This is a genomic window from Thermosynechococcus sp. TG215 (assembly GCF_031583455.1).
Lineage (GTDB): Bacteria > Cyanobacteriota > Cyanobacteriia > Thermosynechococcales > Thermosynechococcaceae > Thermosynechococcus.
On the sequence record NZ_CP134178.1, the window covers coordinates 549,039 to 563,276 of the forward strand.

Genomic DNA, 14,238 nt, shown 5'->3' on the forward strand with positions numbered 1-14,238 from the left:
TTGTAAACCAATGGTGACTTTCTCCCGGCGTCACTTTCTCGTGACCGCTGCGGCTACAACGGCCGTGACATTGATCTCCCACGGTTGTGGTAATAGCCAGCAAACTAGTGATGTTGCCCAACCCACCACCCTAGCGGAAACTCCAGAAGTGATGGGAGCGAAACTGGGCTTTATTGCTCTGACGGACGCGGCTCCCCTGATTATTGCCAAGGAAAAGGGCTTGTTTGCCAAGTATGGGATGCCCGATGTGGAGGTGATTAAGCAGGCTTCTTGGGGCGTGACCCGCGACAACTTGGTCTTGGGTTCTGCCGGGGGTGGCATTGATGGTGCCCACATTCTCACACCAATGCCCTACCTGATGACCGTGGGAACCATTACCGGTGGCAAACCTGTACCCATGTATATCTTGGCGCGGTTAAACACAAATGGTCAGGGAATTGTCTTGGCTAATGCTTACAAGGATCTCAATATCAGGACTGACAGTAGCCCCCTGAAGGAGGCCTTTGCTAAAACCCGTGCTGAACGGCGTGCCCAGAATCAGCAAGAGCAGATCAAAGTGGCAGTGACATTTCCAGGGGGCACCCATGATCTGTGGATGCGCTACTGGCTGGCTGCCGGCGGCATTGATCCTGAGAAGGACGTTTCTGTGATCGTTGTGCCTCCTCCGCAAATGGTGGCCAATGTGAAAACTGGAACCATGGAAGCTTTCTGTGTGGGTGAGCCATGGCCACAACAAGCGGTGAATCAAAAGGTGGGGGTTGATGCTATTACCACGGGTGAATTTTGGCAGGATCATCCTGAGAAATCGCTGACTTTGCGGGCGGATTGGGTTGATCAGCATCCGAAGGCCACTAAAGCTCTATTGATGGCTGTGATGGAAGCACAACAGTGGTGTGACCAACCTGAAAATAAACCAGAAATGGTCAAGATAATTGCCCAGCGGCAATGGTTGAAGGTACCCGAGAAGAATATTTTGGATCGCTCCCTCGGTAAGTTTGACTTTGGCAATGGCCGTACCTTTGACAACCCCGATCTAGCGATGAAGTTCTGGCGAGACAATGCCTCTTATCCCTACCAAAGTCATGATCTGTGGTTCCTGACGGAGGACATTCGCTGGGGGTATTTGCCGCCGAATATGGACACTAAAGCTCTCATCCAAAAAGTGAACCGTGAGGATCTGTGGCGCGAAGCCGCTCAAGCGATGGGGGTGCCGGCAGCGGAAATTCCCACCACCACCTCTCGGGGCGTGGAGACCTTTTTTGATGGTGTGGCCTTTGATCCCCAAAATCCTCAGGCCTACTTGAGTGGTTTGGATTTGAAAAAAGTTTAGAGGTAAAGAGCAATGGCAAGTTCTTCTATGGGTTTCACTCAATCTCGACGGCGGCGCTGGTTAAAGCATCTCAAGAAGTCAGCGATGTTCCGCAAAGTGGTACTGGGTAGTTTGGGGGCGCTGTGTTTCTTGGTCATTTGGCAGTTTGTCTGCATGGCGGGGCTACTTCGCCTGCCAACGCCCCTCACTGTTATTACTGAAACTTGGGGGTTGATAGTTGATCCCTTTTATCAAGGGAGTGGCACGGATGTGGGGTTGGGGTGGCAAATTCTCTCCAGTCTGCGGCGGGTGGCCGTTGGCTTTTCCTTGGCAGCAGTCATTGGGGTGGGGCTGGGGATGCTGATTGGCTCTAGTCGAGTGCTCTACGATGCAGTGGATCCCATTTTGCAGGTGTTGCGTCCGGTGCCCCCCCTTGCGTGGTTGCCCATTTCCTTGGCGGCTCTGCGGGACAATGAACCGGCAGCGATTTTTGTGATCTTCATTACCGCAATTTGGCCGATTATCATCAACACAATTGTTGGTGTGCAGCAAATTCCCAAGGACTACAAGAATGTGGCACGGGTGTTGCAGCTTTCCCGCAAGGATTATTTCCTGAATATTCTCGTACCAGCAACGGTGCCCTATGTGTTTACGGGGCTGCGCATTGGCATTGGGCTGTCTTGGTTGGCGATTGTGGCAGCGGAGATGCTCATTGGCGGTGTCGGCATTGGCTTCTTTATTTGGGATGCCTGGAACAGTTCTCTGATTAGTGAAATTATTGTTGCCGTGATCTATGTCGGCATTGTCGGCCTGGTTCTGGATCGCTCGGTAGCCTTTGTGGGTTGCCTGCTCAGCCACGGTGAAGAGGCGCATTCCTAGCTCCCTCACGTAACCCATCCTCCCCTCTTTTCCCCTTACTGTCGAACATTAGGTTGTTTAACCCTATGGCCAAGTCTTTACCGTTTATTGAAATTGACCATGTGGATCAGGTTTTTGATCTGCCCGGGGGCGATCGCTACATTGCTCTCAAGAATATCCACCTCGAAATCCAAAAAGGGGAGTTTATTTCCCTTGTCGGTCACTCTGGCTGCGGCAAGTCCACGCTCTTGAATATCATTGCTGGCTTTCAGCGGCCTAGCAGTGGTGGCGTGGTGATGGCAGGACGGCAAGTGACGGAACCGGGTCCCGATCGCATGGTGGTGTTCCAAAACTATTCGCTGTTGCCTTGGAAAACGGTGTACCAGAATGTGGCCTTGGCGGTGGCAGCGGTGCTGGGGCATTTGAGCAAGGCAGAGCAACGACAGCGGGTAGAGGCGGCGCTGGAACAGGTGCACCTCAGTAAAGCCCGCGAGAAGTTCCCTGCCCAACTGTCGGGGGGGATGAAGCAACGGGTGGCGATCGCCCGTGCCTTGGCGATTCAACCGGAGGTGCTCCTGCTGGATGAACCCTTTGGTGCCCTTGATGCTTTGACGCGAGGCTCTTTGCAGGATGAGTTGATGCAAGTGTGTCAAGGCAGTCAAACCACCTGCATTATGGTCACCCATGATGTGGATGAGGCACTACTGCTCTCTGATCGCGTGGTGCTGCTCACCAATGGCCCTGAAGCCCACATTGGCCAAATTCTCAAAATTCCCTTTGCCCGTCCCCGCAATCGCCATGACGTGCTCAACCATCCCAGCTACTATGGCCTGCGCAATGAGATGATTGCCTTTCTCAATCAGCAGAAACGCCGCCGCCCGCCTTTGGAGGTGCCCATGGTTGCACCAACAGTGCCGGCAGGTCTGACCCTTGGCTTTATGCCCCTGATAGACAGTGCGCCTCTCATTGCTGCCAAGGAAATGGGCTTCTTTGCTAAGTATGGTTTGGAGCCAGTCACGCTGCATCGCGAAGAAAGCTGGCAGGACTTGGTGATGGGGGTGATCGCGGGTCGCTTGACGGGCGCTCAACTGTTGGCGGCCATGCCCTTAGCCATGACCTTGGGGTTAAACGGTCAGCCTTCACAACCGCTGATGACCTCGTTGGTGCTGAGTCGCAATGGCAATGCCATCACCTTTAGTCGCCAGTTGTGGCAGCAGGGGGTGAAGACTGCTGAAGATCTGCGCGCCTATATTCAGCGCACGGGCGATCGCCCCCGGCTGGGAGTGGTTCATGCCGCATCAATGCACAATCTCCTGTTGCGGTACTGGCTGGCCGCCGCTGGCATTGACCCCGATTACGATGTCGAGTTGTTGGTGATTCCCCCCTGCCAAATGATCTATCACCTCAAGGCCGGCCATATCAGTGGCTTTTGTGTCGGTCAACCGTGGAATTCCCATGCAGTGCGCGAGGGTATTGGGGTGATTGTCGCTACGGATTTGGATATTTGGTCGGGTCACCCGGAAAAAGTTGTGGGTATGCGTTCCGATTGGGTGCAGGCCAACCCGCAGCTACACCAAGCGTTGGTCAAGGCATTGATCGAAGCCTGTGAGTACTGCGATACGATCAAACATCGCCCCGAAATTGCCCAACTGCTTTGTCGGCCAGAGTATGTGGGGTGTACTCCTGAGGATGCCTATGCCGGCTTTGTGGATCCCCTTGATTGGGGGGATGGCATTGTTGCTGCTTTTCAACCCCGGTTTCACCAGTTCTACGTGGATCGCTCTCCCTGTCCTGGGCGGTTGGAAGGGCTGTGGATCATGACCCAATTGGCTCGCTGGCAACTTACGCCCTTCCCAAAAAACTGGCTAGAAATTGTTGAGCAGGTGCGGCGGGTAGATCTCTTTGGGGCGGCAGCGCGGGAACTGAAGGTTGTAGATAATGAGCCAGATCGTTCTGCCTTTGCTCTTTTCGATGGACTGCCCTTTGACCCCGATAATCCCCTTGGCTACATTGAGGCGGCTGCGATTCGCCGTGGCCTTGATATTCGCACTGTTGATCCCCAAGAGGTTGTTGCTGTCTAGGTATTTTTGAGAGAAGTCTATGGAAACCCTCTATCGTCTTGACCCCCATTTAACGGCCACCCAGCATCTACACATTGATGGGGTGAGCAAAGCCTACCCTACGGCTAATGGCGACCAGGTGGTACTTGAGGATATTCACCTTGAGGTGAGCAGCGGCGAATTTGTCTGTTTCATTGGCCATTCCGGCTGCGGCAAAACCACACTCTTGAATATGGTTGCGGGTTTTACAGCGCCAACACGAGGGGAAATTACTCTCAATGGCGTGCCCGTGCGCCGTCCGGGGCCGGATCGCATGATGGTGTTTCAAAACTACGCGCTGCTGCCTTGGTTGACGGCCTATCAAAATATTGAGCTAGCAGTGAAGTCTGTCTATCCCCAGAAAACTCGCCAACGCCGGCGCCAAATTGTCGAGGAGCACTTGGAACGAGTGGGGCTAACAACGGCTGCCCACAAACGCCCTGCTCAACTGTCGGGGGGCATGAAACAACGGGTGGCGATCGCCCGCGCCCTCGCCATTCGCCCTGAAGTGTTGATTTTAGATGAACCCTTTGGTGCCCTCGATGCCATCACGAAGGAGGAGTTACAGGATGAACTCTTAAAGATTTGGCGCAGCCACCGACTGACGGTACTGATGATTACCCACGACATTGATGAGGCGCTGTACCTCGCGGATCGGGTGGTGATGATGACCAATGGCCCTGCCGCCGGCATTGGCGATATTGTGAAGATTCCTTTTCCGCGGCCACGGCGGCGATCGCAACTCCTTGAGGATCCGCAGTACTACCATCTCCGCAACCAAGTGGTTGACTTTCTGTACACGCGGTTTGGGCACTAAGTAGCGTATGAGTACCCCACGGGTTGGCTCGTTAGCCGTTCAGTCCAGTCGTTACCTCTGCTACTACCGCAATACCAGCGAGAGCGTTCAGCAGATTTATTTGTCAAATCAGCCCACTTGGCAACGGGTAGTGTTTCCGAGGCAAGAGCTTTTTTTCCATGGCGATGCTACAGCGGATCTGATCATTTGCTCAGAGCAAGGGGTCAGGTGCTGTTCCTGTGAATTCCTGCGGTTTGAGGAAAAAGGGCGTGCTGTGCCTGAACCAAGTGAGCCAGTGTCCTCGCTGTGTCCCTACTGTGGGGTGGGCTGTGGCTTAGAAGCAGTCCCTCAAGGCAAGGGAGCCTATAAAATTCGGGGCGATCGCCAGCATCCCTCCTCCCAAGGAATGGTCTGTGTCAAGGGGGCAACTATTCTAGAAGCCCTTGATCGCGATCGCTTGGTTTACCCCCTGTGGCGGGAGCGTTTGGATCAGCCCTTTACGGTCATTTCGTGGGACGAGGCCATGACCCGCCTTGTGGAACGCATCCAATGGGTACGCTGTGAGCGGGGCGCCGATGCCATTTGTATGTACGGTTCCGGTCAATTTCAAACCGAGGACTACTATGTGGCGCAAAAGCTAATCAAGGGCTGTTTGGGTACGAACAACTTTGATGCCAACTCGCGGCTATGTATGTCCTCGGCAGTGTCGGCCTACATGGCTAGCTTCGGCGCTGATGGCCCCCCCTGCTGCTACGACGATTTGGAGGCTACCGATTGTGCGTTCCTTATGGGTACTAATACTGCCGAATGCCATCCCATTGTCTTTAATCGTCTGCGCAACCACCACAAGCGCGATCGCCGCGTCAAGTTGATTGTTGTGGATCCGCGGCGCACCCCGACAGCGGAAGTGGCGGATCTGCACCTTGCCATCCGACCTGGCACGGATATTGATCTGCTCCACGGCATTGGCCATTTGCTACTGCAATGGGGACAGATCGATGCTGAGTTTATAGAGGAGTGTACCCAAGGCTTTGCCCAGTATGTAAAGCTGCTGGCGGCCTACACCCCAGACTGGGTAGCGGAACGCTGTGGCATTGCTCAAAGTGATCTAGAACAGGCGGCTCGCTATTGGGGGCATGCCCAAGCGGTACTCTCCCTTTGGTCAATGGGCATTAACCAGTCTGCTGAAGGGACGGCCAAAGCTCGTTGTCTCATCAATCTCCACCTGTTGACGGGGCAAATTGGCCGCCCAGGGAGTGGTCCTTTTTCGCTGACGGGGCAACCCAACGCCATGGGGGGGCGCGAAGCCGGCGGCTTGAGCCATTTGTTGCCCGGCTATCGCCAAGTGACCAATCCACAGCATCGCCAAGAGGTAGAGGACTTTTGGGGACTGCCGCGAGGGCAAATAAGCGATCGCCCCGGTCGCACGGCATGGCAAATTGTCGAAGGTCTAGAACAGGGAGAAGTGGGTCTGCTGTGGATTGCGGCCACCAATCCTGCGGTTAGTTTTCCCCATTTAGAGCGTGCCAAGGCGGCCTTTCTCAAATCTCCTTTTACCGTCTATCAGGATGCCTACTTTCCCACTGAAACAGCAGCCTATGCCCATCTGATTTTGCCGGCGGCGCAATGGAGTGAGAAAACAGGTGTGATGACTAACTCTGAACGCCGCGTCACCCTTGCCCCCGCCTTTCGATCGCCCCCCGGTCTGGCTCGCCCTGATTGGGAAATTTTTGCTGAGGTGGGGCGCCGCTTGGGATATGGGCATCTCTTCCCATTTGCCGATGCCGCTGCCGTCTATGCCGAATTTGTCCAACTCACTGCCGGTCGCCCCTGCGATCAATCGGGTCTGAGCCACGAACGCCTTGCCCGTTTAGGCGCCTTGCAGTGGCCCTGTCCTGCCGGTATGGATGATGAAGAAGCCCGCAAACCCAAACGCCTCTATACTGACTGGCGATTTCACACACCCAATCAACGGGCATATTTTTGCCTTGCCCACAGTCAGGGCGTGGCGGAACCCACCGATCACATCTATAGCTTTACCCTGACAACGGGTCGTCTCTACGGCCACTGGCACACTCAAACCCGTACCGGTCGCATTGCCAAAATTCAAAAAATGCACCCCGATCCCTTTGTGGAAATGCACCCCGACGATGCCGCAAACTTACATCTCAAAGACGGGGATTGGGTAGAGGTGCGATCGCGTCGCGGTCAAGTGTGCCTGCCGGTCATCCTCACCAAGGCCATTCGTCCGGGCACTCTCTTTGTACCCATGCACTGGGGCTTTCTCTTTGCTGATAGCGGTGAGGCAAACCAACTGACCCATCCCATTGCCTGTCCGGTCTCAAAGCAGCCAGAACTCAAAGCCTGTGCGGTGCAGGTGCTGCCCCTGAAGTTGCGGCAGACGCCCCATACCCCCACCATGCAGGAAAGCGGCACTGCCCTCAAGCAATAATAGAATCTGATTCCCTGTGGAGGGTTATGGCTATTGATGTCCCACTTCTTTGCGTTTGAGGCTGAATTCACGGCTTCGTTACGCTGTATTCCAATGATTGTTCGCTATAAACTAGATTTATGTGGGGTCAAGCTGAAGCTGCTCCACTGGCATCAACTTTCCCAAGAACAGCGACAATGGCTTGTGGTGACTCCCTGCGACACCCCCGAAGCTCAGGCAGACTATCGTCAGCAACTGCGGGATTGGGTGACCCATACCCATGGAACCCCACCGAGTGATATAGAGATTCGCCAACCCTACCCTTGGGACATCACCACTGAACTGCCAGAGACAGTGCAGCAACAACTGACCAAGGTACCTCACCACAGCCTGACGGTGGAAAAATGGTCAGCCCTGACCCCCCTCCAACGCTTTGCCCTTGTGAAGCTCAGCCAGCCCGGCCACGAGAATCGCAATTTTTGGCCAGCATTGCAGGAATTTGGTCTGGCCTAGAGGGCTAGGAGAGTTGTAGTGGCATTTTTCTGCTGAGGTAGTACAGAGTTGTACCAACAAGGGTGCCCACTAAGAAGCCTTGGGGCACACTGAGGGCGATCGCCCCCACTAAGAGGGTAATCATCCAATTTGCGGGCATGGCGGCTTGATCTTTAATAAAGCCCATGAGTACCCACGCTTCAAACAAAAGAATGACCCCCAAAATCGAGAGGGGAAAAATTTCCAGCAGCTTATCCACACTGGAACCAAAAAAGAGACCCAAGAGAAGGTAGAGACTGCCATAGATCACCACCGCCCCACCTGTGCGGGCACCAAGGGCATAGTGTCCTGCCAAACCGCTACAGCCATGGCAGAGGGGGACACCACCAAAGAAGGGCAGGATCAAGTTGGTGAGGCTATACGTGAGGCCAATTTGGCGAATCGAGAGGGGGCGATCGGGAAAGAGATCGTGGGCAGTTTGCTGGGTTGCAATCACTGCATTGGCGATCGATAGGGGTAACTGCGGCAGTGCCAATAGCACGAGTCCGGGAATCAAGGCCTGAGGATCTAAAGGCTGCAGGTAGGGAAGCTGCCAAGCAATGGTTAACTGCAATTCTGTCTCAGCCAGAACACGGCTAATCGCTACACCCACCCCCAGCAACACCACCAGTAACCCTGCGGGAACTCCCCGTTCCTTGGGTAAAAGGAGCAAGATCAAAAAGCCCATGGCACCCAACAGATAACCAAAGAGGTCACCCGCGGGCAAGTAGGTCTTGAGGGCAACGGCGGCTAGGGACAGTCCCAGTCCCAATTGACACCCCCGCACCACGGGTTGGGGAATCCAGCGAGCCAGTCGGGTCAGGATTCCGGTGGACGTTAACACCAACATCATCGCTCCTACCATCAGTCCCCCTGCCCAAAGGATAGATCCAGTGAGTTTTTCCGTCATCACAATTACAGCCATTGCCTTTAGGGGTTGCATCGGCATGGGAAGGCCATAGAATACCCCCGTGAGAATTTGTGCCACGCCAAACAGAGTGAAGACGTTAGCACTATCCAACTGGGCAGCCATGATCATCCCCACCAGTAGGGGCAAATCCGTACCCAAATCACCAAAACTGCCACTGAGTTCTTGCCAATTAAAGCGCAGTCGCTCCCGCAACATCTATATCTTCTCCAACATGGTTTGCAATTTCTGTAGGTGTTGAGCCACCCGACCACTACGGAGGAGTTCGCTGCTGAGTGCGAGTCCGGAATTGAGACTATCGGCTTTGCCCCCCTGCCACAGGTAAAACCCACTGTTCCAGATAACGGAGGTGGTGAGGAGCTGCTCCTCGGCAGCTAAGACGGCAGCCATCATTTTTGCAGCAGTTGTTGTGTCCGCTGGCCAAGGCACATTACTGCTGGCCATACCATACTCTTGGGGATGGAGACGCAGGCGTTGCCAAGGAGGGTCTTGATCACGGGCAAGGCCGATAATGGCGGTGCGTTCGCGGGGCAAATCACAACTGCCTTCAAGACCTTTGACGGTAGTAAATTCATGAACACCGTGGAGATAGAGGGCATCGCGCATGATCCCTTCCGTCGGCGGATGAACAAACCCTGCTACGAGGTGACTGCGCCCTTGGTAAGGATTCCAGATTAATTCCAATGTGGCAATGGGGGGACGTTTACCAATTTGCTCCCGGTAGGGGACTAGCCCTTGGGCTGCTGGAAAATGACGCGGGAGATAGACAAAACCTAAACCCGTTTGCTCTAGGCAGTGGGTGATTTGTTCTAGGGTTAGGGTTGACCAGTCCACCCCTAAACATCGCCATAGCTCAATGAGGGGAATGCCTTCTTTGGTGGGTATGCGATCGCCCCCGTGTTGAAGTACTGGAATCCCAGCAGCCGCCAAAACCAATGCTGTTAAAGGACTCAGGGGAAACGTGCGATCGCGACCATCATAGGGCTGACTGAGGATGATCACGGGGCAACTGGTCTCAACCGCTGGAATCTTTGGCCCTAGCTCGTTGTAGGCATCGAGCATACCCGCCATCTCTTCCGAGGTGGGTCGCTTAATCCGATGAGCAATCAAAAACGCCCCAATTTGGGCAGGGGTTGCCACCTGCTCCAGCATGAGTTGCAACGCCAAGGCTGCCTCGGCGCGGCTCAGGTCTTTGTGGGTGTGGGCACCACTGCCGACTTTTTTAAGGAGATCACGAAAAAGAGGACTCATGGGCAGCCTGCTGGCGGATCAACGTAAGCAACTGGGCAACGGGCGGTAAGGTCAGGCGATCGCGGGTGGTAATGGCCAACACCTGACGCAGGGGCAGTGGCGTGGATAAATCACGAATCCCTAGGGCAGGATCGTGGAGCGCTTCCTTGAGGGCAGAGCGCGGCAGCAAGGCAACCATCTCACTTTCGCGGATCACAGCAATAAACGCATCAGGCGTGTTGAGTTCAAGAGCGGGTTGCCAAGGTAAACCCCGACGGCTAAATTCTTCAGCCACCAAGCGGCGCATGCCATAGCCATCCTTAAATACCACATGGGGAAAGCGAGCTAGTTCTTGCCATGTCAAGGTCTCATTAACAGCGAGGGGATGTTCAGCCGCCATTAGCACTTGCACAGGCTCACTGTACAGCGGTTCAATCACCCATTCCGCCTGTTTTAAGAGGTGGCGATCGCCCATGACAATTGCTAGATCTACTAGGCTATCCTGCAAGACTTTGAGGGCGCGATCGCTCCCTAGGGCAGTCACCCGCAACTGCATTTGGGGAAATGCTTGGCAAAACGTCGGTAACAGCGTGGGCAAAAAGTAGCGGCAAATGGAGTGAATAGCGGCAATGCAGAGTTCCTGCTGCTGGCCATTTTGCATGGCTTTGAGTTCAGCATTGGCGGCCTGCCACTCTTGCCAGATGCGATGGGCACGGCGCAAAAACAAGTCCCCCGCCACAGTTAACTTGGCGCGATTCGAGCGGTGAACAAGTTGCATCCCCAAACTTTCTTCTAGAGCTTGAATTTGCCGACTAATTGTGGGTTGCGTCACCCCACACCGCCGCGCTGCCGCTTGAAAACTCCCCGTTTCAGCAACAGCTAAAAAAGATTGAAACTGATCAAGTCGCATAATACTTGCTGTGTTCTCCCTCTGCGTCTATGTCTATTGATGCAATTGTGGCTCTTGTGGCTCTTCATCTTATGCAACTTTCGGATAGTAAAGGGTGTTAATTGATACAGTTTCTTGAGAATGTCCTACAGCATACCCTCTTGGTTCCAGCGCTGAATGAGGTAAACTGATTGGTCATACTTGCCCTCCCATGCCAGTTCTGTTTCTTCTGTGCGCATTTGAGAGGTTAGGCTATACTCAAAGCGTCATGAATGTTACTCAAGAATATGAGCTATAGCTTGGACTGACGAGAGCGGGTTGTCTCCTACATCCAGCAAGGTGGCAAAATTAGTGAAGCAACTCAAATCTTCCAAGTCAGTTGCGCCACTATCCATCGCTGGCTGAAGCGAGACGACTTAGCCCCCACGGTTGTCCCCCGTCGTCATCAAACAGACCGTAATGGTGATGCTCACGGCAATACACCCAAGTAGCTGGCTCATTTAGATAGTATTCCTTTTTCCAAATGGGTAGGCGGTGTTTAATTTCATCAATGATGTAGGCCGCACCAGCAAAGGCTTGTTGGCGATGAGGCGCCGTCACCCCTACCCACACAGCAATCTCGCCAAGAGTTAGCGTTCCATAGCGATGGCTGGCGATCGCCCCCAGCAAGTCAAATTTCCCAATGGCTTCTGCTAGGATCTGTTCTCCTTCTTTAAGAGCCAAGGCAGGATAGACCTCGTATTCTAGGGCAGTGACGATCTTGCCGTGGTTGTGATTGCGCACCCAACCCTCAAAGCTAACAAAGGCACCGGCTCGCAAGTTGGCTAGGGGCTGCCACAACTGAGCTGGCTCTAGGGGAGTATTGGTTAGGGAAAATTGCTTGATCACCATCGCTTAGTTAACCCCCGGCAACAGGGGGAATAAAGACGACCTTATCTCCAGCTCGTAGGGGTTGATCCAGTGTCACAAACGTATCATTAGCCGCAACCTTAACATGGGTCAGATCAAGGGTAAACCCGTACTGGGTCTTTAGTTCTTGGTATAGCTCGCCATAGGTTTGGGCGGTGGTCACTCGCTCCTCCTGTTCCCGTTGGCTTTGCTCGCGTAACTGGGCAAAGTAGTGTAGATGAATAGTTTTAGGGCTGTCGGACATGGTGTAGGGCTTCCAGATAATCTTCAGGGGTGTTGATGTTGGCAGTAATGGTCGGCTGGGGTGGGGCAATCCGCTGGCAGGGCGATCGCTGGAGAATTTTCACAGGGCAGTAGATCCCTTCTGCATAGGCGGCCTCAAATACCGGCAGAGCTTGGGGGGTATAAATGGCACACAATGGCTCTGGGAAACCCTCTTGGGGATGGTGATAGCAGGTGGCCACCACATCTTCGCGGTAATGGTGCAACAGGGGCGCAAGGGTTTCTGTGGTCAAATAGGGCAAGTCACAGGCCACCACTAACCAGTTCACGTGGGGATAGGCACGTAAAGCTGTTAGGATGCCGGCAATGGGGCCAATCTGAGGCAGGGTATCGGGGAGGGTTGGCAAATCGGCAAGGGGAGTCCCCTGCCATTGATTGGGTTGCGCTGAGAGAAAGACTTGTTCGCAGGATTGAGCCAACAAATTGTAGAGGTACTGGGCATGGGGTTCGCCGTAGTAGTCTAGCAGGGCTTTGGCCTGACCCATGCGCTGACTCTGGCCGCCAGTGAGCACAAGGCCGTAGAGGGGATATTGGCCGAGGGTTTTCTTGCCACCACTTTTCGCCAGCAGGCGCACCTCGCGAATCACAATATGGGGGCTGAGGGCTTTGGCCATGTCGTAGATTGTGAGGGCTGCGATCGCCACCCCATGCAGGCTTTCCATTTCCACCCCGGTGCGATCGCGGGTTTTGACCTCACAGCGCAGGCGAATTCTAAGGCCACTCTCAAGTGACTCGATATCCGTCTCAAAGCGACAACTGGTAATCGGCAGCGAATGGCAAAAGGGAATGACTTCAGCGGTGCGTTTTACCGCCATTGTGCCAGCAATAATCGCCGTTTGCACCACAGGCCCTTTCGTGAGAAAGAGATCTCCCCCTTGCACATAGGCCTGAAAGACTGGTGGCAATTCAATCAGGGCTTCTGCCACCGCTCGGCGATCGCTCACGGCCTTCTCGCTAATATCCACCATCTGGGGTTGTTGGTGCTCATTGATGTGGGAGAGCATCCTCCTAGCCTCCAATCTGGTGCATCGCATGGTGAACTTCTGCTCCGCGCAAGCTGGGTTTCATGCCCAACACTTGCTCATAGGCGGCATACCGTTCCCTTTGACTTAAGCCCCGTAGGGACACCCCCGCCTCCTTAAACAGGCACGCTCGCAGGACACCATCCGCAGACAAGCGCCAACGGGAGCAGTGGCCACAAAAGGGTTGGGATTCTGAAGCGATAAAACCAATCTGCCCGCCACAGGCCGTCTCAAAGTTAAACGAAGTGGAATCCAAAGGACGTGGCACAGGTCGCAGATCATAATGCTGACGCAAGCGCTCAATCATCGTGGCAGCACTAACAAAGCGATCGCCCCCCAAGTGGCAAGCATAGCCAATGCGCATCAGCTCCAAAAAGCGCACCTCAATCCCCAACCCCTTGGCGTACTCCACCATCGGCACCAGTTCGTGATCATTGACACCCGCCATAACCACCATGTTCAGCTTCACCTGAAACCCTTGGTGAACCGCAGTGGCCACCGCCGCCTTCACCGTTTCCAAGTGGTGGCCATGACTAATGGCGGCAAAGGTTTCGGGGTCTAGGCTATCCAGACTGATATTCAAACGCCGTACCCCATATTGTTCCAAGAGGGGCAAAAAGGGCACCAAGCGAATCCCATTCGTGGTTAAGCTTAGCTCTGGCACCCCCACTGCCACCAAGGCTGCGACAATCTCAGCAAACTCGGCTCGCAGGAGCGGTTCACCCCCCGTTAGGCGCACCGACTCAATCCCCAGTGCCACCAGTTCAGCCACAATCGTGGCATACTCTGTGGGGCTTAAATAGGTCTGGGGGGGCATAAAGGCGGCATCCACGGGCATACAGTAAGTACAGCGCAAATTACAGCGATCGGTAACCGACAGGCGCAACTTGCGAATGTGTCGCCCTTGGTTATCCAGCAAACGTTGGCTAGGGATAGCTGTGGTGACAACCATCC

Annotated in this window: 13 protein-coding genes; 6 read left to right on the top strand and 7 right to left on the bottom strand. The window is 54.4% G+C overall.

Translation table 11 applies throughout. From position 1 onward, the window contains the following. Positions 1-10: 10 nt before the first annotated feature. From RHJ02_RS02495 to RHJ02_RS02520, 6 genes are all read left to right on the top strand, one after another. A complete protein-coding gene (locus tag RHJ02_RS02495; RefSeq protein ID WP_310743328.1) occupies positions 11-1,330 on the top strand; it encodes a CmpA/NrtA family ABC transporter substrate-binding protein in 1,320 nt (439 codons plus the stop codon). Positions 1,331-1,342: 12 nt separating this feature from the next. After that, entirely contained in the window at positions 1,343-2,188 is an 846-nt protein-coding gene (ntrB, locus tag RHJ02_RS02500; protein WP_310744761.1) for a nitrate ABC transporter permease, read from the top strand. A 65-nt stretch (positions 2,189-2,253) separates the two neighbouring features. Then, entirely contained in the window at positions 2,254-4,248 is a 1,995-nt protein-coding gene (locus tag RHJ02_RS02505; protein ID WP_206200930.1) for a nitrate ABC transporter ATP-binding protein, read from the top strand. Between the two features lie 19 nt (positions 4,249-4,267). After that, entirely contained in the window at positions 4,268-5,083 is an 816-nt protein-coding gene (locus RHJ02_RS02510; RefSeq protein ID WP_310800420.1) for a nitrate ABC transporter ATP-binding protein, read from the top strand. 7 nt (positions 5,084-5,090) lie between these two features. Continuing rightward, the gene (locus RHJ02_RS02515) at positions 5,091-7,514 is read left to right on the top strand and encodes a nitrate reductase (protein WP_310800421.1); all 2,424 of its coding nucleotides are present in this window, start codon (positions 5,091-5,093) and stop codon (positions 7,512-7,514) included. 36 nt (positions 7,515-7,550) lie between these two features. Next, positions 7,551-8,006 carry a nitrate reductase associated protein gene (locus RHJ02_RS02520; protein WP_206200933.1) on the top strand — a complete coding sequence of 152 codons (456 nt, stop codon included), beginning with the start codon at positions 7,551-7,553 and terminating at the stop codon, positions 8,004-8,006. 4 nt (positions 8,007-8,010) lie between these two features. Here RHJ02_RS02520 and RHJ02_RS02525 read toward each other — a convergent pair whose 3' ends face one another. The 7 genes from RHJ02_RS02525 to moaA all read right to left on the bottom strand — a co-directional run bounded on the left by RHJ02_RS02525 (position 8,011) and on the right by moaA (position 14,236). After that, complete coding sequence (locus tag RHJ02_RS02525; protein ID WP_206200934.1) at positions 8,011-9,150, bottom strand: putative sulfate/molybdate transporter; 1,140 nt, start codon at positions 9,148-9,150, stop codon at positions 8,011-8,013. Beyond that, on the bottom strand, positions 9,151-10,203 hold the full coding sequence (locus RHJ02_RS02530; protein WP_206200935.1) for an anthranilate phosphoribosyltransferase family protein: 1,053 nt from the start codon (positions 10,201-10,203) through the stop codon (positions 9,151-9,153). Further along, on the bottom strand, positions 10,184-11,092 hold the full coding sequence (locus RHJ02_RS02535) for a LysR family transcriptional regulator (RefSeq protein WP_206200936.1): 909 nt from the start codon (positions 11,090-11,092) through the stop codon (positions 10,184-10,186). The genes RHJ02_RS02530 and RHJ02_RS02535 overlap by 20 nt, the downstream gene beginning before the upstream one ends. A gap of 366 nt (positions 11,093-11,458) precedes the next feature. Next, positions 11,459-11,962, bottom strand: coding sequence for a molybdenum cofactor biosynthesis protein MoaE (locus RHJ02_RS02540; protein ID WP_225901625.1), 504 nt, complete (start codon positions 11,960-11,962; stop codon positions 11,459-11,461). A 7-nt stretch (positions 11,963-11,969) separates the two neighbouring features. Further along, positions 11,970-12,224 carry a MoaD/ThiS family protein gene (locus RHJ02_RS02545; RefSeq protein WP_302678769.1) on the bottom strand — a complete coding sequence of 85 codons (255 nt, stop codon included), beginning with the start codon at positions 12,222-12,224 and terminating at the stop codon, positions 11,970-11,972. Continuing rightward, the gene (gene moaC / locus RHJ02_RS02550) at positions 12,208-13,266 is read right to left on the bottom strand and encodes a cyclic pyranopterin monophosphate synthase MoaC (RefSeq protein WP_302678770.1); all 1,059 of its coding nucleotides are present in this window, start codon (positions 13,264-13,266) and stop codon (positions 12,208-12,210) included. Before moaC ends, RHJ02_RS02545 begins: the two co-directional genes overlap by 17 nt. A 4-nt stretch (positions 13,267-13,270) precedes the next feature. After that, positions 13,271-14,236: a GTP 3',8-cyclase MoaA gene (moaA, locus tag RHJ02_RS02555; RefSeq protein WP_190278050.1), complete on the bottom strand. Its 966-nt coding sequence runs from the start codon at positions 14,234-14,236 to the stop codon at positions 13,271-13,273. Positions 14,237-14,238 lie beyond the last annotated feature (2 nt).